The sequence below is a fragment of the Thermus tenuipuniceus genome, assembly GCF_002964845.1.
In the GTDB taxonomy this organism is placed as follows: Bacteria; Deinococcota; Deinococci; order Deinococcales; family Thermaceae; genus Thermus; species Thermus tenuipuniceus.
Genome location: NZ_KZ672958.1, coordinates 59,834 through 80,376, shown reverse-complemented (window position 1 = coordinate 80,376; position 20,543 = coordinate 59,834). Strand labels below are relative to the sequence as shown.

General features: G+C 65.4%; 21 protein-coding genes and 1 pseudogene. 12 read left to right on the top strand and 10 right to left on the bottom strand.

Features of this window, described 5'->3' with window-relative positions; all coding sequences use genetic code 11:
• Nucleotides 1–9: 9 nt before the first annotated feature.
• The 6 genes from dxs to C2847_RS01605 all read left to right on the top strand — a co-directional run bounded on the left by dxs (nt 10) and on the right by C2847_RS01605 (nt 6,051).
• The gene (gene dxs / locus C2847_RS01630) at nt 10–1,857 is read left to right on the top strand and encodes a 1-deoxy-D-xylulose-5-phosphate synthase (RefSeq protein ID WP_105316742.1); all 1,848 of its coding nucleotides are present in this window, start codon (nt 10–12) and stop codon (nt 1,855–1,857) included.
• Complete coding sequence (locus tag C2847_RS01625) at nt 1,844–2,458, top strand: MBL fold metallo-hydrolase (RefSeq protein ID WP_105316741.1); 615 nt, start codon at nt 1,844–1,846, stop codon at nt 2,456–2,458. Before dxs ends, C2847_RS01625 begins: the two co-directional genes overlap by 14 nt.
• A complete protein-coding gene (locus C2847_RS01620) occupies nt 2,455–3,450 on the top strand; it encodes a hypothetical protein (protein WP_105316740.1) in 996 nt (331 codons plus the stop codon). Before C2847_RS01625 ends, C2847_RS01620 begins: the two co-directional genes overlap by 4 nt.
• A 38-nt stretch (nt 3,451–3,488) precedes the next feature.
• Entirely contained in the window at nt 3,489–4,559 is a 1,071-nt protein-coding gene (locus tag C2847_RS01615) for a TIGR04053 family radical SAM/SPASM domain-containing protein (protein ID WP_105316739.1), read from the top strand.
• Nucleotides 4,560–4,587: 28 nt separating this feature from the next.
• Complete coding sequence (locus C2847_RS01610; protein ID WP_105316738.1) at nt 4,588–5,016, top strand: c-type cytochrome; 429 nt, start codon at nt 4,588–4,590, stop codon at nt 5,014–5,016.
• An 81-nt stretch (nt 5,017–5,097) separates the two neighbouring features.
• Nucleotides 5,098–6,051 (top strand): hypothetical protein, encoded by a 954-nt coding sequence (locus C2847_RS01605; protein ID WP_105316737.1) that lies wholly within the window; start codon nt 5,098–5,100, stop codon nt 6,049–6,051.
• Here C2847_RS01605 and C2847_RS01600 read toward each other — a convergent pair.
• The 5 genes and pseudogenes from C2847_RS01600 to C2847_RS01580 form a co-directional block, all read right to left on the bottom strand.
• The gene (locus C2847_RS01600; RefSeq protein ID WP_105316736.1) at nt 6,038–6,358 is read right to left on the bottom strand and encodes a NifB/NifX family molybdenum-iron cluster-binding protein; all 321 of its coding nucleotides are present in this window, start codon (nt 6,356–6,358) and stop codon (nt 6,038–6,040) included. The two genes, C2847_RS01605 and C2847_RS01600, sit on opposite strands and share 14 nt — an antisense overlap.
• Nucleotides 6,359–6,383: 25 nt before the next feature.
• Complete coding sequence (moaC, locus tag C2847_RS01595) at nt 6,384–6,863, bottom strand: cyclic pyranopterin monophosphate synthase MoaC (RefSeq protein ID WP_105316735.1); 480 nt, start codon at nt 6,861–6,863, stop codon at nt 6,384–6,386.
• A gap of 24 nt (nt 6,864–6,887) precedes the next feature.
• Nucleotides 6,888–7,109, bottom strand: a pseudogene (locus tag C2847_RS01590) (TRAP transporter large permease subunit); the annotation flags it as partial.
• Nucleotides 7,110–7,173: 64 nt separating this feature from the next.
• On the bottom strand, nt 7,174–8,466 hold the full coding sequence (locus tag C2847_RS01585; protein ID WP_341865787.1) for an MFS transporter: 1,293 nt from the start codon (nt 8,464–8,466) through the stop codon (nt 7,174–7,176).
• Entirely contained in the window at nt 8,390–9,223 is an 834-nt protein-coding gene (locus C2847_RS01580; RefSeq protein ID WP_105316733.1) for a universal stress protein, read from the bottom strand. The genes C2847_RS01585 and C2847_RS01580 overlap by 77 nt, the downstream gene beginning before the upstream one ends.
• A gap of 32 nt (nt 9,224–9,255) precedes the next feature.
• Between C2847_RS01580 and folP the strand changes: the two genes are divergently transcribed.
• The 3 genes from folP (at nt 9,256) to C2847_RS01565 (ending at nt 11,159) form a co-directional block, all read left to right on the top strand.
• Nucleotides 9,256–10,074, top strand: coding sequence for a dihydropteroate synthase (gene folP, locus C2847_RS01575; RefSeq protein WP_105316732.1), 819 nt, complete (start codon nt 9,256–9,258; stop codon nt 10,072–10,074).
• Nucleotides 10,075–10,076: 2 nt separating this feature from the next.
• Nucleotides 10,077–10,433 carry a dihydroneopterin aldolase gene (gene folB / locus C2847_RS01570; protein ID WP_105316731.1) on the top strand — a complete coding sequence of 119 codons (357 nt, stop codon included), beginning with the start codon at nt 10,077–10,079 and terminating at the stop codon, nt 10,431–10,433.
• Nucleotides 10,434–10,613: 180 nt separating this feature from the next.
• Nucleotides 10,614–11,159: a LabA-like NYN domain-containing protein gene (locus C2847_RS01565; RefSeq protein ID WP_105316730.1), complete on the top strand. Its 546-nt coding sequence runs from the start codon at nt 10,614–10,616 to the stop codon at nt 11,157–11,159.
• An 8-nt stretch (nt 11,160–11,167) separates the two neighbouring features.
• Here C2847_RS01565 and ndk read toward each other — a convergent pair whose 3' ends face one another.
• Both ndk and C2847_RS01555 read right to left on the bottom strand, forming a co-directional pair.
• Nucleotides 11,168–11,581, bottom strand: a complete 414-nt coding sequence (ndk, locus tag C2847_RS01560; RefSeq protein WP_105316729.1) for a nucleoside-diphosphate kinase — start codon at nt 11,579–11,581, stop codon at nt 11,168–11,170.
• Nucleotides 11,582–11,602: 21 nt separating this feature from the next.
• Nucleotides 11,603–12,535, bottom strand: a complete 933-nt coding sequence (locus C2847_RS01555; protein WP_105316728.1) for a PP2C family protein-serine/threonine phosphatase — start codon at nt 12,533–12,535, stop codon at nt 11,603–11,605.
• 455 nt (nt 12,536–12,990) lie between these two features.
• Here C2847_RS01555 and C2847_RS01550 point away from each other — a divergent pair, with 455 nt between their 5' ends.
• The 3 genes from C2847_RS01550 to C2847_RS01540 all read left to right on the top strand — a co-directional run bounded on the left by C2847_RS01550 (nt 12,991) and on the right by C2847_RS01540 (nt 16,341).
• The gene (locus tag C2847_RS01550; RefSeq protein ID WP_128415148.1) at nt 12,991–13,317 is read left to right on the top strand and encodes a hypothetical protein; all 327 of its coding nucleotides are present in this window, start codon (nt 12,991–12,993) and stop codon (nt 13,315–13,317) included.
• Nucleotides 13,318–13,399: 82 nt separating this feature from the next.
• Nucleotides 13,400–14,830, top strand: coding sequence for an RNA ligase RtcB (rtcB, locus tag C2847_RS01545; RefSeq protein ID WP_105316726.1), 1,431 nt, complete (start codon nt 13,400–13,402; stop codon nt 14,828–14,830).
• A 41-nt stretch (nt 14,831–14,871) separates the two neighbouring features.
• Nucleotides 14,872–16,341: a phosphodiester glycosidase family protein gene (locus tag C2847_RS01540; RefSeq protein WP_105316725.1), complete on the top strand. Its 1,470-nt coding sequence runs from the start codon at nt 14,872–14,874 to the stop codon at nt 16,339–16,341.
• An 86-nt stretch (nt 16,342–16,427) separates the two neighbouring features.
• On the opposite strand, the gene pyk is transcribed toward C2847_RS01540, so the two are convergent.
• From pyk to dnaN, 3 genes are read right to left on the bottom strand one after another with little or no spacing between them, the layout of a single operon-like run.
• A complete protein-coding gene (pyk, locus tag C2847_RS01535) occupies nt 16,428–17,852 on the bottom strand; it encodes a pyruvate kinase (RefSeq protein ID WP_105316724.1) in 1,425 nt (474 codons plus the stop codon).
• The gene (eno, locus tag C2847_RS01530; protein WP_105316758.1) at nt 17,839–19,107 is read right to left on the bottom strand and encodes a phosphopyruvate hydratase; all 1,269 of its coding nucleotides are present in this window, start codon (nt 19,105–19,107) and stop codon (nt 17,839–17,841) included. The genes pyk and eno overlap by 14 nt, the downstream gene beginning before the upstream one ends.
• A gap of 53 nt (nt 19,108–19,160) precedes the next feature.
• On the bottom strand, nt 19,161–20,318 hold the full coding sequence (gene dnaN / locus C2847_RS01525) for a DNA polymerase III subunit beta (protein WP_105316723.1): 1,158 nt from the start codon (nt 20,316–20,318) through the stop codon (nt 19,161–19,163).
• Nucleotides 20,319–20,543: the final 225 nt, after the last annotated feature.

Here is a 20,543-nt window from a genome sequence, read left to right as displayed (position 1 = left end):
GGGGGAAAGATGGTACTGGACAAGGTGAATAGCCCAGACGACCTGAAGGGCCTGACCCTCGAGGAGCTCCAGGCCTTGGCCGAGGAAATCCGGAGCGAGATCATCCGGGTCACGGCGCAAAACGGGGGCCACCTGGCGAGCTCCCTGGGGGCGGTGGAGCTCGTCCTAGTCCTGCACAGGGTCTTCCAATCCCCTAAAGACCGCATCCTCTTCGACGTGGGCCACCAGGCCTACGCCCACAAGCTCATCACCGGGCGCAAAGACCGCTTCCACACTCTAAGGCAGGAAGGGGGGCTTTCCGGCTTCACCAAGGTTTCCGAGTCGGAGCACGACGCCATCACCGCCGGGCACGCCAGCACCTCCTTGGCCCACGCCTTGGGCATGGTCCTCGCCCGGGACCTGGCGAAGGAGGACTACCACGTGGTGGCGGTCATAGGGGATGGGGCCCTCACCGGGGGGATGGCCCTGGCCGCCCTCAACAAGATCGGGGAGCTGGGCAAGAGGATGCTCATCCTCCTGAACGACAACGAGATGAGCATCTCGGAAAACGTGGGGGCCCTCAACAAGTACTTCAAAGAGCTTCAGATAAGGAAGTGGGTCCAGGACGCGGAGAAGCTGGGCCGGAGCATCCTGGAGCACATCTCCCCCAAGCTCTTCGGCTTGGTGGACCGGGCCAAGGAAGCGGCCAAGCTCATCCTCCACCAGGAGAATCCCTTCTACGCCTGGGGGATCCGCTACATCGGCCCCGTGGACGGCCACGACCTCAAAGGGCTCATCCACATCCTGGAACACCTCAAGGAGCTGGACGGTCCTACCCTGCTCCACGTGGTCACCAGGAAGGGCAAGGGCTACAAGGTGGCCGAGGCCGACCCCATCTACTGGCACGGGCCCTCGGGCTTTGACCCCCTCAGGCCGGAGAAGGTTTCCAAGGGCTACACCTGGAGCCAGGCCTTTGGGGATGCCGTCACGGAGCTGGCCTATCTAGAACCCCGCCTCTTCGTCCTCACCCCGGCCATGCGGGAGGGGTCGGGCCTGGTGCGCTACTCCGTGGAGCACCCCGACCGCTACCTGGACGTGGGGATCTGCGAGGATGTGGCGGTGACCACGGCGGCAGGCATGGCCCTACGGGGCCTTAAGCCCATCGTGGCCATCTATTCCACCTTTTTGCAACGGGCCTACGACCAGGTGATCCACGATGTGGCCATAGAGGCTCTTCCCGTGATCTTCGCCATAGACCGGGCAGGGGTGGTGGGGGCCGACGGAGCCACCCACCACGGGGTTTTTGACATCGCCTACCTGCGCACCATCCCCAACCTGCAGATCGCTGCCCCCAAGGACGCCTTGGAGCTCAGGGCCATGTTGAAGAAGGCCTTAGAGATCGGAGGGCCCATCGCCATCCGCTACCCCCGGGACAACGTGGAACGGGCCCCGGAGGGCGCTTGGCCCGAGATCCCCTGGGGCCGGTGGGAGGTGCTCAAGGAGGGCACCGAGGCCTACATTCTGGCCTTCGGCAAGACCCTACGCTACGCCCTCGAGGCCGCCTCGGATGACCCCAGGATCGGGGTGGTGAACGCCCGGTTCCTCAAGCCCTTGGACCGGGAGATGCTAAAGGCGCTTGCCCGCTACCGGCTCCTCACCGTGGAGGACCACCAGCGGATGGGGGGGTTTGGGAGCGCGGTCCTCGAGGCCCTAAACGAGATGGGCTTGAAACCCCAGGTGAAGGTCCTGGGCCTGCCCGACCGCTTCCTGGAGCACGGCTCCATCCCCAGCCTCCACCGCCAGGCAGGGATCGACCCCGAGGGCATCCGGAAGGCCCTGGAGGAAATGGGCGTCCCTCCCACCTATGAGAGGGCTTGAGGCCCTCCCCTTCGCCGCCAACCTTTACAAGGTTCCCGTAGCGGAAGGGTACTTCCTGGTGGACGCCGGGCTTCCCTGGGAGGCGGGAAGGCTTCTAAGGCTCCTCCGAGAACCTCCCAGGCTCCTCTTCCTCACCCACCACCACACGGACCATAGCGGTGGGGCCCAGGCTCTTTGGAAAAGGTTTGGCCTACCCATCCTGGCCCACCCCAGGGAGTGGCCCTACCTGACCAAGGAAAAGCCCCGCCCGCCCCTACCCATCCCCCTCCTGGGCCACCTCATCGCCAACCTGGCCCCGCCCCTCCCCCGGGAGGCCTTGAGGCCGGCGGAGGAAGGGGAGGTGGTCTGGGGATGGCGGGTGGTAGAGCTTCCCGGCCACACCCTGGGGCAGGTGGGGCTTTTTCGGGAAGGTCTCCTGATCGCCGGAGATGCCTTAAGGGGCAAGGGCCTTCCCCCAAGGTTCACCAACGAGGACCCAGAGCTTACCAAAAAGACGGTGCGCAAAATCCTGGACCTAGGGGCAAGGGAGGTGTACATCGGCCACGGAGGGCCTCTGTCCCGGGAAGAGGTGGAGGCGCTGGCCCTTAGACTGGGGGTATGAGAAAGCTCATGGTCCTTTTCCTCCTGAGCCTTTCCGCCTGGGCCCAGGAGGTGGTGGTTTACCCCGGCTTCGCTGAGGTTAAGGAACCCGTGCTCCTTCCCCCTTCCGCCTGGGTCTATTTGGCCGGGGAGAAGCTTTCCCGCATGGTCCCGGGATCCTTAAGGCTCCTTGGGGTGGAGGAAAAGGAGCGCATCTACCAGGGAACGGCGGTCCTTTTCCGCTACCAGGGGGAAGGGCCCGCCACCCTACGCTACCTTTACACCGGGCTTTCCGGGGAGGTCTTTTACACCTTGGAGGAGGGAAGGCTCACCCTCTGGGCCCGGCTTAGGCTGGAGGGAAGCCCCCTGGAAGCCAGAAAACTCACCCTTCTCGCTGGGGAAGCCCCCCTTCTCGGGGTGGCCGAGGCCAAGGGGATACCCATGCGGGCCTTGGCCGAGGCTCCTTCGGGGGAAAGCCCCTTTGGCCTATTCCGCTACCCGCTGCCCCCGGGCCGGCTGGAGCCCGGCACCGCGGAGATTCCCGTCCTCAAGGCCCAGGTAAGCCCAAACCGGCTTCTCCGCTACCAAGGACCCTTCCGCACGGATAGGTTTCTGGCCCTGGAGCGGGGCTACCGCTTTAAGGCACCCTTCCCCCTGGCCCCGGGGAGCCTCGAGGTGGTGGAGGAAGGCTTCTTCCTGGGCCAGGCCCCGCTTCCCGCCACCCCTGAGGGAGAGATGGCCGAGGTGTGGCTAGGGCGGGACCTCGAGGGCCGGCTGGAACGGTCGGTGAGCCTGCTGAGCCAAACCGAAAGAGAAGCCACCTACCGCGTGGAAACCCGCTTCAAAAACCCCTACCCCTACCCCATCGCCCTCCTCCTTTCGGAAACCTTCCCCCAGCCCTTCCGCCTGGACTTCCCCGAGGCCACCCACCTGCCCCAGGGCTACCGCCTGGAGATCTCCCTGAAACCCGGGGAGGCCCTTACCCTGGTCTACCGCCTCACCCTTCCCCGCTAAGGACATCTGCCCCCACCCCCAGGCGGCATCCTGGAGGCATGAAGCCCGACCTTCACCGCTTCCCCCTCCTGGTGGCCTGGGAGATGACCCGGGCCTGCCTGCTCGCCTGCCAGCACTGCCGGGCCTCGGCGGTGCCCGACCCCTTACCCGGGGAACTCACCACCGAGGAAGGCTTGAGGCTCTTGGAGGAGCTGGCCACCTACACCCCCAAGCCCATCCTCCTGCCCACGGGGGGGGATCCCCTGGCCCGGCCCGACCTCTTCCTCTTGCTGGAGGAGGCCAAACGCCTGGGCCTTAAGGTGGGGATCACCCCCGCCGTCACCCCCAGGCTCACCCGGGAGGTGGTGAAGCGCTTCAAGGAGCTCTCCGTGCACCAGATGGCCATCTCCCTGGACGGGGCAAGCCCCGAAAGCCACGACGGCTTCCGGGGTGTGCCGGGCACCTTCGCCCTGGCCCTGCAGGCCCTGGAATGGGCCCGGGAGGTGGGCCTCACAACCCAGGTGAACACCACCGTGACCCGAAAGACCAAGGGGGAGCTCACCGGCATCGCCGAGATCCTGGCGGCCAAAGGGGTGGCCACCTGGGAGGTCTTCTTCCTGGTGCCCGTGGGCCGGGGAGCGCTTTTAGAGCAACTTTCCCCCGAGGAATACGAGGAGGTGATGCACCTCCTTTACGATCTTTCCCGCCGCCACCCCTTCAAGGTGCGCACCACGGAAGGCCCCATGTTCCGCCGGGTGGCCCTGGAGCGCCGCAAAAAGGAAGGAGGGGAGGATGGGGCCCTGGTGGGGGAAGGCCGGGGGGTGCACCTCTCCGACGGCTTTGGCTTCGTCTTCGTTTCCTCCACCGGGGAGGTGTATCCCTCGGGGTTTCTTCCTCTCTCCGCCGGCAATGTGCGGGAGAAGCCCCTTCTGGAGATCTACCGGAATAGCCCCCTTTTCCTCGAGCTCCGCAACAAGGCCCTTCTAAAGGGCAAGTGCGGGGTCTGCGAGTACCGGGAGCTTTGCGGGGGAAGCCGGGCCCGGGCCTGGGCGGAAACCGGGGACCACCTGGCCGCCGACCCCCGCTGCGCCCACATCCCTAAGGGCCTAGGACAAATGCCCCTGGCCTAAGGGGAGGGAGGTTCCCCATAATGGAGCCATGAAGCGCCTCTTTCCCGCCTTGCTCTTCCTGGGCCTTCTGGCCCTTGGGCAAAGCCCCGGGGCCAAGCTCTACTCCGCCAACTGCCAAAGCTGCCACCAGGCCACGGGCCAGGGAGTCCCTGGAGCCTTCCCGTCCCTCACCCACCTGGACAAGGTGGTCCAGGCCAAGGGGGGCCGGGAGTACCTGATCCGGGTGGTCCTCTACGGCCTCCAGGGAAGCCTTACGGTGGAGGGCAAAACCTATAACGGGGTCATGCCCCCCTTCCGCCAGCTCAAGGACCAGGAGGTGGCCGACCTCCTGAACCACGTCCTCACCACCTTCGCCAAGTCCAAGGCCAAGCCCATCAGCGCCGCCGAGGTGAAGGCGCAAATGGCCAGGGCCCTCTCCCCCCAGGAGGTCCTCAAGTCCCGTCCTCCGGTCAAGTAGACCGGTGTACTCCCTCCCCCCGGGGCCTAAAGGCCCCGGGCACCTTTTCCTTAACCCCTGGCGGGGGATAATGGTCTTGCCGTGGAGCCCGGGTTCCACCTTCTTTACGCAAGGCGCCTGGCCTGGCGCCACCGGCTCCTCTTGGCCATTCCCTTGGCGCTTCTAGGCTTTCTCCACCCCTTCTTCGCCCTGGCCTCCCTCCTACCCTTTTTGCTTCCCGCCCGGCTTTGGGAAGGGCGGGCCCTACGGGAGATCGCCCGGGCCAGTCTGGCCTATCCCACCGCCTTGGCCTACGGGGAGGAGCGGCTTTGGCAGGAGGCCCGCAAGGTGGAGATCCCTCTTCCCCCCTTCCCCCTGGGCCTTTTCGCCCTCTACCTGGTCCTCCTGGCCTTGGCCCTGGGCTTGTGGACGAAGCTTCCTCCCAGGAAAGCAAGCCCCTTCTGGTCCCCTCCCAACGCCGGGCGCCCCGCAATCCCCCAAACCCCCTCGGAAAGGGAGAGGCCGGCCGAAGCACCCGGGGCTTCACCTGGGAAAACCACGCCGACCTCGGATTCCCCAGAGGCCCCCAGGAGCCCGCAAGGGAAGGAGCCAGGCCAGGGCCACTCCGCCCCAACCCCCCAAGAGGGGCAGGCTGCAAAGCCTAGCCCCCAGGGATCCTCCCCCGGGGGTTCCCCCCAGGCCCCGGGGCAGGGCACCCGGGCGCCAAGCGGCGGGGAAGGAAAGCCAGAAGCCACCCAGGAGGTCCCAGGTCAGGAACCGGGCCAGCCTCAGGGAGCAGGCACCCCCACCCCAGGTGCCTCAGGACCCTCCCCAACGCTGGAGGCTCCCGCCCCCTTGCCCCTCCCGGAGCCCACCGGTCCCGGGCAGGAACTCCTCGGGCCCGGCCGGGAAGGAAAGGGCCAGAACCTACCCTCCCCCTGGCGGGAGGGAAGCCCTCCAGAGGAGGTGCGCCGGGGGGTGGAGGTCTACTTGGAGCGCACTCCCCTCTCCCCTGAGGCCAAGGAGCTTCTAAGGCGCTACTTTAGCGGGCCCTGACCTTTTCCAAAGCCTCGGCCACGCTCACCGGACCCACCTCCAGCCGCTCCGCCATGGGGAAAGCTCCCATGGAACCCCCGTGGCCGAAGCGGGCCCCCACCCGCAGGTCCACATCCTTGAGTAGCTCCCGCATGAGCTCGTGCTTCCTCCCCCCCTCCATGGCGGCGTAGGGGTTTTCCCGCACCTCGAGGAGGCTCACCTTTCCTTCCCCTTCCACCTCGTAGATGGCGAAGCGGGGTGCGTGCCCGAAGGGGCCCGGGTAGACCTTTTGGTCGTCGTTTTTGGATAGGGCGACGGCGATGCGCATAGCCCTAGGATACACCCCGGAGGTATCAAGGGTCAGGGGGGCGCCGCCACTCCCCGCTCTTCCCCCCCGCCTTGTGCAAAAGCTGCACCCTCGAGATCACCAGGCCCTTGGAGGCCGCCTTCAGCATGTCGTACACGGTGAGGGCCGCCACGGCGCAGGCGGTTAGGGCCTCCATCTCCACTCCGGTTTCCGCCTTGGTGCGCACCGTGGCCTCGATGCGCACCCGCCTGGCCTCCCTTTCCAGCTCCACCCTCACCTCCACCCCGGTGAGGGGCAGAGGGTGGCAGAGGGGGATAAGCTCCGAGGTCTTCTTGGCCCCCATGATGCCCGCAAGCTGGGCCACCACCAGGGGATCCCCCTTCCCCACCCCGCCTCCTTCCAAGGCGGCCAGGGCTTCTTCGGTGAGCTCCACATAGGCCTCGGCGGTGGCGGTGCGAAAGGTGGCGGACTTTTCCGTCACGTCCACCATGTGGGGCCTGCCATCCTTAAAGTGGGTGAGGTCCATACCTCCAGTCTAGGGCCTGGGGGTCTACCCACCCAAGCCCATCCCGCTGACAAAGCGCAGGATGGGCTCCCGCAGGAAGTAGACGAAAGGCAGAATCAGAAGTTGAAGACCAATGAAGGGAATCCCCCCATAGATATCCGTGGTCTTCACCTCCTTGGGGGCCACGTTTCACCAGGTAGAAGAGGACGAAGCCAAAGGGGGGATGAGGAAAGAGGTCTGCAGGTTCACCCCCACCAGGAGGCCAAACCGATGTCAACGCGAGGTCGCGCCCAGAAGGGATTTTCCCCTGGTTCCTTTCCATCCCAAGCTCTTAACGGGCCCGGCGGATCGGGGCTACCAGGAAGGCCCCCAGGAGAAAGAAAACCCCCGCCAGCACGAAAAGTACCAGATACCCAAAACCCTCTCCCCGGGCGTTCAGAAGGTCCAGGGGGCGGCCAAAGGCCCCCGCCAGCACCTGGGGCACCACGATTGCGGTCTGCCATAAGCCCATGTCGGTGGCGTGGGCCTTGGGATCCCTCAGCACATCCGCCACCAAAGCCCAGTCCACCGCCAGGTAGACCCCGTAGAAAAGGCCAAAGAAAAGGGCCAGGAACAGCATGGCGTCATACCGGGGGAAAAGCAGGATGAAGGGCATGAGCAACCCGAGGCCCGCCCCCGAAAGGTAGATCAGGGGCTTTCGGCCCAGCCGGTCCGAGGCCCTCCCTGCGGGAAGGCTGGCCAAGGCCGCCCCCAAGGAGATGAGGAGGCCCAAAAGGGCCACCGCCTGGAAGGGCTCTTTGGCAAGGGTCCGCCCCAGGGCCTGGAAAACCCGCACCACATCGGCCAGGTAGTACTGCAGGTAGGTCTGGGCCAGGTAAAAGCCCAGCATCACCAAAAAGCGGGTCAGGTAGACCAAAAGGAAATCCCGGTCCCGCCAGGGCCCCGCCATGGCGGTGAGGAAGGGACGGGGATGGACCCCCGACCGATCGAGGGTAACCCGGAGGCTAAGCCCGGCCCCCAGAAGGTTCAAAAAGGCCGCCAGATAGGCCTGGAAGGCCAAAGGGAAAAGAAACCCCACCGCACCTCCCAGGATCTGGCCGGAAACCTGCAACACCCCCATGTACCCCGAGGCAATGCCCCTTTCCTTTCGGGGCACCAGGTCAGGGATGAGGGCGGAGTAGGGCCCGGTGGCCAGGTCGTCCGCCACCTGCAGGAGGAGGTAGGCCACCAGGAGCCATAGGTAGCTTGGGGCATGCGCCAAAAGGAGAAGGGCTATGGCGGTGAGGAGGCTGCCCGCGAGGAGGAAGGGCCTTCTTCGGCCCAGGCGGTCGGAGAAGTAGCCCATGATGGGGGGTCCAAGAATGGCCATCACCGCCCCCAGGCCGAAGAGGAAGCCGAGGCGGCTGGCCTTCTCCTCGGGAGGGGAAAGCTCCGCCACCTTGGCGGGCAGGATCACCAGAAGGACCAGGAACCACTTGAAGCTGGTGGCGAACCAGTAGGCGGAAAGAGATAGGTACCAGCCGGGCCCGTGGCGCATGGGCCTTACCTTACCAGACCGTGGCCTCGGGAACCACCAGGAGGGGCAAGGAGCTCCGGTGGGAAAGCACCTCCACCATGCGCCCAAGCCGGTGGCGCCAGGTGCTCTTGGCTTTGGAACCCAAAACCAGGAGGTCCGCCTCCCGGGCCTTGGCCAAGCGCAAAAGGTCCAGCTCCTCTTCCCCCTTGGATACCTCCACCACTCCAGTGGCCTTGAGGAGGGCTTCCAGATGGGCTTTGGCCCGGGCCAGAACATCCGCTAGCCCCAAGGTCTCAGGATCCAAATAGGTGGGGAAGCAACACCCACCCTGGCCGCTCACCAGGTGCAGGCCGAAGACCTCAGCCCCCAAGGCCCTTCCCCAAGCCTCCGCCACCCGGAAGGCGCTTAAGCTTGCGGGGCTATCGTCCAACCCCACGGCAATGCGGCGCACCCCCCTCAGGGTTCTTGGGAGCAGCAGAACCGGGACCTCTCCTCGGTGCAGGAGGTAACGGGCGAGCCCGCCCCGGGCCAGGACCTCGAGGGCATCCGTGCCCCGCTGTCCCAAAAGGACCAGGCGGCTTTTCAAGGCCTCCCCGGCCACCACCTGGGCGGGGAAACCCCGGAGCACCCGGGCCCTAAGCCCGGTATCTACCAGGGTCTTCGCCACCTCCGCCTCCATCCGGCTAAGGGCTTCCTCCAGCCCCGGCCTAAGATGGGGAAGACGGCGGCCAAGGGCCTCGAAGTACGGGGTGGGTACCACGTGAAGGAGCTCCGCCGGGATTCCAAGCCCCTCCTGAAGGAAGCGGGCGCTTTCCACCAAGGACTCCAAACCCTCTCCCAGGTCCACCGCAGCCAGCAGGCGCATGCTTCACCCCCTGGCCCCAATATAATCCTTGCGTGCTTTGGCTTCGCGACCGCACCCTGGACCTGTCCCGCCCCCGGGTTATGGGCATCCTCAACCTCACCCCCGATTCCTTCTCCGATGGCAGCCTCTACCTGGACCCGGAAAGAGCCCTGGAAAGGGCCAAGACCCTGGTGGCCGAGGGCGCGGATCTTCTGGACCTGGGGGCCGAATCCACCCGCCCCGGAGCCGAGCCCGTGTCCGTGGAGGAGGAAAAGAAGCGGCTTCTCCCCGCCCTCGAGGCCATCCTGGAACTGGGGGTGCCGGTGAGCGTGGACACCCGCAAGCCCGAGGTGGCGGCGGAAGCCCTGAAGCTGGGAGCGCACCTCATCAACGACGTGACGGGCCTTCGGGACGAGCGCATGGTGGCCCTCTGCGCCCGGTACGGGGTGGCCGCGGTGGTCATGCACATGCCCGTGCCCGACCCCCAGGCCATGATGGCCCACGCCCGCTACGGGGACGTGGTGGCCGAGGTGAAGGCCTTCCTCAAGGCCCAGGCGGAAAGAGCCCTGAGGGCCGGGGTGCCCCAGGTGGTCCTGGACCCGGGGTTCGGCTTCGGGAAACTTCTGGAACACAACCTGACCCTCCTTAAACGCCTGGAAGAGATCGTGGCCCTGGGCCACCCCGTCCTGGTGGGGCTTTCCCGGAAGCGCTCCATCGGGGAGCTCACCGGGGTGGAGGAACCCGCCAAACGGGTTTTCGGCTCCGTGGCCGCCCACCTTTTCGCCACCATGAAGGGAGCCCGGATCCTTCGCGTCCACGACGTGGCCGCCCACCGGGAGGCCTTGGCCGCGTGGAACGCCCTTTGGGGATAGATATGGGGGAGATCGCCCTTTTGGGTTTGGAGTTCTACGGCCGCCACGGGGTAAGGCCCGAGGAAGGCCGGCTGGGAGCCAGGTTCGTGGTGGACCTCTGGCTGAAGGTGCCCTTTGAGGGCAGGGGGGACCGGCTGGAGGAAACCGTGGACTACGCCGCCGTCTACGCCCTGGTGGAGGAGGTGGTGCGCCACCGGCGCTTCTACCTGATCGAGGCCCTGGCCGACCACCTGGCGGAGGCCCTCCTGCAGGCTTTTCCTCGCCTCGAGGGAGTACGGGTGCGGGTGCACAAGCCCCACGCCCCCATCCCCGGGGTCTTCCGCGACGTGTACGCGGAAACGGAAAAACTGCGCTCCTAGAGCCCATTTCGGCCACTCATCTTGCGCTCATGGGAAAACCGTGGTAGGATAGCCCCGCCCAAAAGGGCTACGCGAAGAAGGCCTATTCCTTCCCCCACTGCTCCATAGGGAGCGGTGGGCTATAAACTTTCTCACCCCCTTGGGCTAAACTGAAGGAGCCCGGAAAGGGGCGGGTCTATTATGGAAAGGGTAGCGATATTCATCGACGGCTCCAACCTGTACAAGGGGTTGGTGCAACACCTGGGGCCGGATTATCGGCTTAACTTCGTGGAGTTTATCAGCCTTCTCACCGCCGGGCGCAGGCTTTTGCGCGCCTACTACTACAACGCCCCCCTCCCTCCGGAAGACCCCGCCGCCAAGGCCCACCAGAGCTTCCTCAACTACCTGAAGCGGGTACCCTACGTGGCCGTGCGCCTAGGAAGGCTGGAAAGGCGGGCGGATGGCTTTGTGGAAAAGGGGGTGGATATCCAGATCGCCATCGATATCCTGCGCCTGGCCTACGCCGACGCCTACGACGTGGCGGTACTGGTCTCCGGGGATGGGGACTTCGCCGAGGTGGTGCGGGTGGTCCAGGACATGGGCAAACAGGTGGAGAACACCACCTTCCACGCCCTTTCCTCCCACCGCCTGGCCCAGCAGGCGGACCGCTTTTACCCCCTGGACGACTTCCCCTGGGAGCGCCTCCGGGCGCCAAGCCTGACCCAGGCTCCCGAAAGCGGCGAGTAAACCCCGGCCTAGAGGAGTTCTTCGGGGCGGAAGAAAAGGGCGATCTCCCGGCTGGCGTCCTCGAGGCTCGCGGAACCGTGGATCACGTTCTCGTCGATGGTGGTGGCGAAATCCCCGCGGATGGTGCCGGGGAGGGCGTCCTTGGGGTGGGTGGCCCCCATCATCTTCCGCACCTCGGCCACCACGTTCGGCCCCTCCAGCACCATGGCCACCACGGGACCCGAGGTGATGAAGCTCACCAGGCCGGGGAAGAAGGGTTTCTCCCGGTGCTCGGCGTAATGCCTTTCCGCAAGCTCCTGGGTCATCTGTAAAAGCTTAAGCCCCACGATACGAAAACCCTTCCGCTCAAAGCGGGCAAGGATCTCCCCTACCAGACCCCTTCGCACGCCGTCGGGCTTCACCATGACAAAGGTGCGCTCCATACCCCTAGGAGTTTAGCAGGTCTAGGGCCTTTTGAAGTAACCCAGCAGGATATAGGCCACCACCACCACCCAAAGGAGCACCAAAAGGGCATCCCGCCAGTTCAGGCGAACCCGGGAACGCTTGGGCTCCAGGACCTGGGTGGGCAGTTCCTCAGGCTCCTCCCCCAGCTTGAGGCGCACCGGGGCACCCCTTGCCGCCTCGAGGGGCAGGGCATAAGGACGACCCCCCTGGGGAAGCTCCTCGGGCAGCCGCACCACGATGGCGCTCACGTTATCGGGCCCCCCCCACTCGTTGGCCAAGGCCACCAGGCGCCTGGCTGCCTCTTCGGGGGGAAAGCTCTTCAGAACTTCCCCCAGGGTGCGGTCCTCCAACACCCCGGAAAGGCCATCGCTACAAAGCAAAAACACGTCCCCGGGCTCCAGCTTAAGCCCCATGAGGTCCACCCGGGCCTGGGAGAAAGAACCCAGGGCGTTGGTGATCACGTTGCGCCAGCGGTGGGTCTTGGCCTCCTCGGGGCTTAAAAGGCCCTGGCGCACCCTTTCCGCCACCCAGGAGTGATCCTCGGTGAGGAGGGTAAGCTCCCCTTTCCTGAGAAGGTAGGCCCTCGAGTCCCCCACATGGGCGATCAAGGCATAGGGCAGATCCAAAAGGAGGCAGGTGGCGGTGGTGCCCATACCCCGGTTCTCGGGGCGTTGCGCCTCCTGGTAAATGCGCTCGTTGGCCTTTTCAAAGGCTTGAAGGAGGGCCCTCGGGCTTGGGTCCACATTGCGCAGGTTCTCCAGGATCATCTCCACGGCCAGCCTGGCCGCCACCTCCCCCGTGCGGTGCCCGCCCATCCCGTCCGCCACCACGAAGACCCCTCCCCACGGGGTGAGGGCATGGCCTACGGCGTCCTCGTTCTTGGGCCGCTTGAGGCCGGGGTGGGTTTCCAGGGCAAAGGCCAGGCCGGACACACGGGGATTCTACCGCGGGCCACCCCCGGATGTGGACGCGGGGGCAGGGGTTCACATATCCTAAGTAACAAAAGGAGGGGAAACTATGGCACGGGGTTGGCTTGTCCTAGTGGGCTTGGTCCTAGCCCTATTGGCGGCCTGCGCTCCCAGGTTGGTCCTGGAACCCAAGGTACCCCTGCCCCAGGTGGGGGTGGGAAAAGGACAGGACATAGCTCCCCAATGGGTCCTCCCGGGAAACCCCATGCCCCTTGCCGACGACTTTGAGGCCTACCCCCTGGGTGCGGTCCTAACCACGGTGGCTCCCAAACAGTACGGCCTGATTGCCAAAGAAGACGCCAAATTCGCCATCGCCAAGGCTCTGAACCCGCAGAATGCCGTAACGAAGGCCGTCCGCTTGGCCTGGTTTGGTGGAGCCCTCTCCTTCGGGTGTTTGTGGACCCCCCGGGGCCAAGGCCTTGGAGTTCCGCCTTGGCATGGACGGGGCGGAGCTCACCAAGCTCCTGGGGGAGCAGCGCCAGGTGGTGGCGTCAAGGCCCGAGCTGAAGGAGGTTGGGAGGCAACTCGTGGTAGACAAGCGCTGGCACCGATTTGAGATCCTCGCCCGGAGCACAGGGGAGGTCCTGTTCCATATGGACGGAGGGGACCTACTTTCCTGGCAAGATCCCGATTTTCGCCAAGGAGGGTTGGGGGTGGGCGCTCATGGTCCCGATGGGGTGCTCTACCTGGACGACCTAGAGGTTACCCCCTTCCCGAACCCTCCAAGGTTCCTTAACGCCGCATGACCTTGACGCAAACCGCATACCGCGGTACCTTGAAGGCAAGCCCGGGCCCATAAGCCCGGCCTTTTGCTTTGGGGAGGGCGCCATGCGCTTTGAAAAGATCGCCCCCTACACCTACCGCATCCCCCGCCAAGGGAAGATGCGGGTGGACGCGGTTTTCTTCGCCTCGGAGGAGATACTGAGGGACCTCGAGGGGGAAAACTACGCCTCCTTGCAGCAACTCGTGAACGTGGCCACCCTGCCGGGGATCGTGGAGCCCGCCCTGGCCATGCCCGACATCCACTGGGGCTACGGCTTCCCCATCGGGGGGGTGGCGGCCTTTGATCCCGAGGAAGGCGGGGTGGTGAGCCCGGGAGGCGTAGGTTTTGACATCAACTGTGGGGTACGCTTGCTGGCCTCCCACCTCACCCTGGAAGACCTCCTTCCCAGGCAGAAGGAGCTGGCCGATACCCTCTACCGCCTCATCCCCTCGGGGGTGGGAAGCGAGCGAAAGGACGTGCGCTTTAGCAAAAAAGAGCTCAAGGAAATCCTGAAGGAGGGCGCGGGCTGGCTCATTCGGCGGGGCTTCGGCTACCCGGAGGACCTCCACTTCATCGAGTCGGAGGGCCGCCTCCCCTGGGCCGACCCCGACAAGGTTTCGGAGAGGGCCTTTGAGCGGGGTGCCCCCCAGATCGGCACCCTGGGAAGCGGAAACCACTTCCTCGAGGTCCAGTACGTGGACCAGATCTACGACGAGGAAGCCGCCGAAGCCTTCGGTCTCTTTCCCAACCAGATCACCGTCCTCATCCACACGGGAAGCCGGGGGCTGGGCCACCAGGTCTGTCAGGACTATGTGGAACGTTTCCTGAAAGTAGACCCTCGCTACGGGATTGAGCTGGTGGACAAGCAGCTGGCGGCAGCCCCCATCAAGAGCCCAGAGGGCCAGGACTACCTTCAGGCCATGGCCGCCGCCGCCAACTTCGCCTTCGCCAACCGCCAGCTCATCGCCCACTTTGTGCGGGAGGCCTTCGAGGTGGTGGGCTTCCCACCTAGGGACCACGGCCTAAGGGTCCTTTACGACCTGGCCCACAACAACGCCAAGTTCGAGGAGCACGGGGGAAAGAGGGTCCTGGTGCACCGCAAAGGAGCCACCCGGGCCTTCGGCCCCGGCCACCCGGAGATCCCTCCGGAGTACCGCAAGGTGGGCCAGCCCGTCCTGGTGCCCGGGGACATGGGCCGCTACTCTTATGTGCTTTCGGGAACGGAAAAAGCCATGGCGGTATCCTTCGGCTCCAGTTGCCACGGGGCCGGACGCAAGATGAGCCGCCACCAGGCCAAGCGGGTGGCCCGGGAGCGGAACCTGATCAAGGAGCTGGCGGAAAGGGGCATCCTGGTGCGGGCGGCCACCAAGGCCACCGTGGACGAGGAGATGCCCGAGGCCTACAAGGATGTTTCCGTGGTGGTGGAGGCGGTCCAGGGGGCAGGGATCGGCAAGAAAGTGGCCCGCTTAAGGCCCCTCATCGTGGTGAAGGGATAAACTCTAAGCGCTTTCTCACCGCCATCTGCTCCCATGGAGGGATGAGGCTCCTAGCCCTCCTCCTTTTCCTCTCCTGCTCCCTGGCCCAGACCCTGCTTCCCGCCAGCACCTTTGGCCTTTCCTTTCGGGAAGAGAACGGGGCCTGGGTCTACGAGGGAGAAGGGATGCGGCTCGTGTATGTGCCAGGGGTGGGCTGGGCCGAACCCTGGGAGGCCAGCCTCCCCCCACCCGAGGGGGAAAGGGTGCCCCTCGAGGCCCTGAAAGCCCTAGGCTACTTCCGCACCCCGGAGGCCGGGGTACGCCACGGCACCCAGGGACGGGCCCTCCGCCTGGTGCTGGACCTCCCCGGGCCCGAACCTGCACCCAAGCCTCCCTCGGAGGGCCAGGCTCCAGGAAGCCTTTCCCTCCTTCTCCCCTACCTGGCCCCGGGGATGACCCAGGTTCCCTGGCCCAAGGGCATGGAGGCCCGGGTGCGCCTTTTGCCAGGGGGCACAGAGCTCACCCTGAGCTTTCCGGGAAAGCTCCTTCGCTACCACCTCTTTCCCCTGAAGGACCCCGCGCGCCTGGTCCTGGATCTCTATGTCCTCGAGGCCGAGGTGGAGGAACCCCTGGCCCCAGGAGTCCGCTACCGGGAGGTCTGGGCCTTTACCCCAGAACCCCTTAGGCTCTACCTGGTGGAGGCAGAATGGGGAAAACTCATCCCCGTGGGCCGGCCTGGGATGAGGGCTGTGCCCAAGGACCTTGCCCCAAACGCCCTGGCGGTGCTGAACGGGGGCTACTTTGACCCCAAAAGCGCCACCCCCATTGGCCTCTGGGTCCAGGACGGGGTCACGGTCTCCTATCCCTTTGGCCGGGTGGCGCTCATATGGGATAGCTTCAGTTTCTTTATGGCTTTTCCCAGATTTGAAGCAGTGGTCCAGGGACCGCGGGGCGAACGGGTGCGGGTGGGAGTTAACGCCTCCCGGGCCCGCTACACCGCCCACACCGTCCCTGGACCCGTGGGAAGGGAGGGGGAGGAGGTGGCCTTGGTGATGGGAAACCGGGTACAGGCCATCCTCCCCGCCCCCCAGGCACTTCCTCCTGGGGCCTGGGCCCTTACCTTTCCCAAAGGAGCCCCTCCCTTTCCCCTAAAGCCCGGGGACACCCTAAGCCTCTACGGGCGCCTGGACCCCCCTTTCCGCTACGCACTGGAAGCAGGCCCCCTCTTGGTCCAGGAAGGCCAGTACGCCTTTGACCCCAGTCGGGAGAACTTCCGCGACCCAAGGCCCCTCCAGGCCATAGCCCCCCAGGCGGCCGTGGCCTGGACCCGGGAGGGCAGGCTCTGGCTTTTGGTTTCCGAACCCACTACCCCGGGGGTCCTGGCCCGGGCCCTCCTCAACCTGGGGGCGTGGAACGCCCTAAGGATGGACGGGGGTGGATCCGCCCAGCTCTGGGTCAAAGGGAGGCTCCGGAACCCTTACCAGGGCTCTCCCAGGCCGGTGGTGAGCGCCTTGGCCCTCTACCTGCCCTGAAGGGCGTCCACGCCGGGCCAAGAAAAAGGCGCGGGTATAGGGATTTTCCGGGGTCCCCACGCGGGCAAAGTCCTCGTGGGGTGGCGTTAGCTCACCCGCTCCACCCGGATGAGGTTGGTGGTCCCCCGCACCCCGAAGGGCACCCCGGCGGCGATCACCACCCTCTCCCCCACCTGGGCCAGCCCGCAGGCCTTGGCCTTCTCCAGGGCGATGCGCACCATGTCGTCGGTGTCCTGGGGGTCGGGGGCCAGATGGGGCAGAACACCCCAGACCAAGGCCAGCTGCCGCTCCACCTCGGGGTTCGGGGTGAGGGCCAGGATGGGCACCCTGGGCCGGGTGCGGGCGATGCGCCTAGCGGAGCTTCCCGTGGCGGTAAAGACCACGATGGCCTTGGCTTCCACAGCTTCCACGATGTCGTCCGCCGCCTGGGCGATGGCATCCTGGGTGGTGGGGGTAGGAGCCGGGCGGAGGACGTTGAGCTTTTGCAAGAACTCGGGGGAAGACTCCACCACCCGGGCAATCCTGGCCATGGTGGCCACCGCCTCCACCAGGTAGGCTCCGGCGGCGGTTTCCGCGGAGAGCATCACCGCGTCCGTGCCGTCAAAAATGGCGTTGGCCACATCCGAGGCCTCCGCCCGGGTGGGGCTTGGGTTCTGCACCATAGACTCCAGCATCTGGGTGGCGGTGATCACCGGCTTGCCGGCGGCGATGGCCCTGAGGATGAGGCGCTTTTGCACGATGGGCACCTCCTCTAGAGGCATCTCCACCCCCAGGTCCCCCCGGGCCACCATGATGCCGTCGGCTTCTTCCAGGATCTCCTCAAAGCGGTAGACGGCGGAAGGCTTCTCGATCTTGGCCATGAGCCGGGCCCGGGAACCATGCCGGGCCAGGTAATGCCGGGCCAGGAGCAGGTCATCCCGGGTGCGCACGAAGGAGACCGCCACCCAGTCCACCCCGAGCTCCGCCCCCAGGGCCAGGTCCTGGATGTCCTTTTCCGAAAGGGCAGGGATGGAAAGATCCGAGCCCGGGACGTTGATCCCCTTGCTGTCGGAAAGCACCCCCCCCAGCTCCACCACGGTGTGGATCTCGTCCCCTTGGACCTTCTCCACCCGAAGGCGCAGGCGGCCGTCGTCCAAGAGGAGCACCTGCCCGGGGGCCACGTCCTCGGGAAGCCCCTTGTAGGTGAGGGAAACCCGGGTCTCGTCCCCCTCCACCGGGGCCCGGGTGAGGATGAAGGGTTGGCCCACCCTAAGCTCCACCCGGCCCCCCTTGAACCGGCCGATGCGGATCTTGGGGCCCTGGAGGTCCTGGAGGATGGCCAGGGTTTTGCCCAGCTCCTTCTCCACCTCCCGCACCCAGGCTGCCCGCCGGCGGTGCTCCTCATGGGTGCCGTGGCTGAAGTTCAGGCGAAAGACGTCCGCTCCCGCCTCCGCCAGGGCCCGGATGGCTTCCTTGGAGTCCGAAGCGGGCCCCAAGGTGGCCACGATCTTGGTGCGCTTAAAAGGCCTCATACCCTAAAAAGCGCGCCGCACGCCCCAGCTCCTCCTCAATGCGCAGGAGCTGGTTGTATTTGGAAAGGCGATCCGAACGGGAGAGGGAACCGGTCTTGATCTGCCCGGCGTTCACCGCCACCGCAAGGTCGGCGATAAAGCTGTCCTCGGTTTCCCCGGAACGGTGGCTGATCACCGCCCGGTAGCCGGAACGCTGGGCCAGGCGGATGGCCTCGAGGGTCTCGGAAAGGGTGCCGATCTGGTTCACTTTCACCAGGATGGCGTTGGCCACACCCAGCTCAATCCCTTGGCGAAGCCTCTCCGGGTTGGTTACGAAAAGGTCATCCCCCACCAGCTGGACCCTACCACCCAGGCGCTCGGTGAGAAGGCGCCAGCCTTCCCAGTCGTCCTCCGCCAGGCCGTCCTCAATGGAGCGGATGGGGTATTTGTCAACCCATCTGGCCCAGAACTCCACCATCTCCTCCGAGGAAAGGACCCGTCCCTCCCCTTCCAGGTGGTACCTGCCGTCCCGGTAAAGCTCGCTGGCCGCGGGATCCAAGGCCAGGGAAACCTCCTGCCCCGGGGTGTATCCCGCCCGCTCGATGGCCAAAAGAAGGAGCTCTATGGCCTCCTCGTTGCTCCTGAGATCCGGGGCAAAACCCCCCTCATCCCCCACGTTGGTGCTGTATCCCTTCTCCTTTAGCACCCCCTTCAGGGTGTGGAAGACCTCAGCCCCCACCCTTAGGGCCTCGGAAAAGCTTTCCACCCCCGCGGGCACCAGCATGAACTCCTGGAAATCTACCCGGTTGTCCGCGTGCTTTCCCCCGTTGATCACGTTCATAAGGGGAACCGGCAAAGTAACCGCCTGAACTCCCCCCAAATAGCGGTATAAAGGAAGACCCAAAGCCTCCGCCGCCGCCCGGGCCGTGGCCAGGGAAACCGCCAGGATAGCATTGGCCCCCAGGTTGGACTTGTTGGGGGTGCCGTCCAGCTCCAGCATGGCCCGGTCTACCCCTTCCTGGTCCAGGGCGTCCCGGCCGATGAGTTCGGGGGCGATGCGTTCCTGGATGCCCTCCACCGCCCGGCGCACCCCCTTCCCCAGGTAACGCCTGCCCCCATCCCGTAGCTCCAAGGCCTCATGGGTGCCGGTGGAGGCTCCGGAGGGCACCATGGCCCTGCCCCTAGCACCTCCTTCCAGCTCCACCTCGGCCTCCACCGTGGGAAAGCCCCTAGAGTCTAAAACCTCCCTGGCTTTCACGTTCACGATCGTGGTCATGGACTCCTCCCCTAAGCGTTTCTGGAAGCGCTTCCCGCCCCCCGGAGCCAAGTTTACACCCGGAGGGGCACCACCACCGCCTGGTACCCCTCCGCCGCCTCCGATGGGGAAGCCCCCCCTAGGCGCACCAGGCTAGGACTGGTGGGCCCGGAAAGCAACAACACCGCCAGGCCGAAAAGGGGGGAAAGAGCCTCCAAAAGATAGCGGGCGTTGTAGGCCACCGCCAGGGGCATGCCCTCGAGGTGCACGGGAACCTCCTCCTGCCCCTTGCCGTAATCCCCCTCAGCAGAAAGCAACACCCGCCCCTCCTCAAAAAGAAGATCCACCCGATGGTTTTGCCGGTCAGAAAGGACGCTCACCCGGCGGAGGGCCTCGCGGAAGGCCTCCACCTCGAGGGCCGCCTTCAGGGGGAACTCCTTGGGGATCACCCGCTCATAATCCGGGAACTCCCCCTCCATAAGCCGAACAGCCATGCGTAGCTGTCCCTTGCCGGTGGCGGCAGGGCCTTGCGAACCGCTGGTGGCGAGGCCCAGAACCCCCGGGCCCAGGGCCAGGGCCACCTCCCCCTCACCCATGCCCTTCAGAACCCTCACCATCTCGTCCACACTCCGGGCAGGCACCACCACCTTCTTGGCAAAGGGTTGGGGCTTGGCGAGCCTGTAAAGGGCCAACCGGTACCCATCGGAGGCCACGGAGCGAAGCCCTCCCTCGGAAAACTCCAGCTGGACGCCCCGGAAAATCGCCCGGTATTCCTCGTTACTGGCCGCATAGCGCACGTGGGAGAGTGCCTTGAGAAGCTCCTCCACCGGCAAAAGGGTCTGGAGGGGATAGGGCTCCGCGGGGCCTTCCAGGCTGGGGAAGAAAAGCTCCGGGTAGCCTTCGTCGGGGGCAAGGCTCAGCCGGGTGTTGAAGGAACCCGAGGAGAGGGAAAGCTCCGCACCGAATTCCAGCTCCACCTGATCCCCGGGAAGGCTGCGCACCAGCTGGAAGAAAGGCTGTGCGGGAACCAAAAAACGCCCTTCTCCCTCCGTGGGAAGTTCCAAGCGCACTTCCAGGTCCACCTCGCCGTTGGTTCCGAACAACACCAGGGCGTCTGGCGTAAGGGCTAAGCCTAAGTAGGTGAAAAGGGGATTGGAGCTTCGCGTGGGAATGACCCGTTCCAGCAAGGCCACGTGTTCGGTCAGCAGGGTTTTTGGAACTTTCACCTTCACGGGGTTTGCCTCCTTTCTACTGCTCTTACTATGGTTTTCTTAAAGATCTTAAAAGAATAGTAGTCGTAGTAGTAGGGGCTGTGGATATGTGGATAAGGGGTAGAAAATGCCGTGTGGGAGCGGAAAGGGCCTGTGGAAAACCCTTGTGGATAACTGGCCTCAGGTTGTGGATAAGCTGTGGATAACTGGCCAGTTATCCACAGGCCCCGAAGGAAGGTCGGTTTT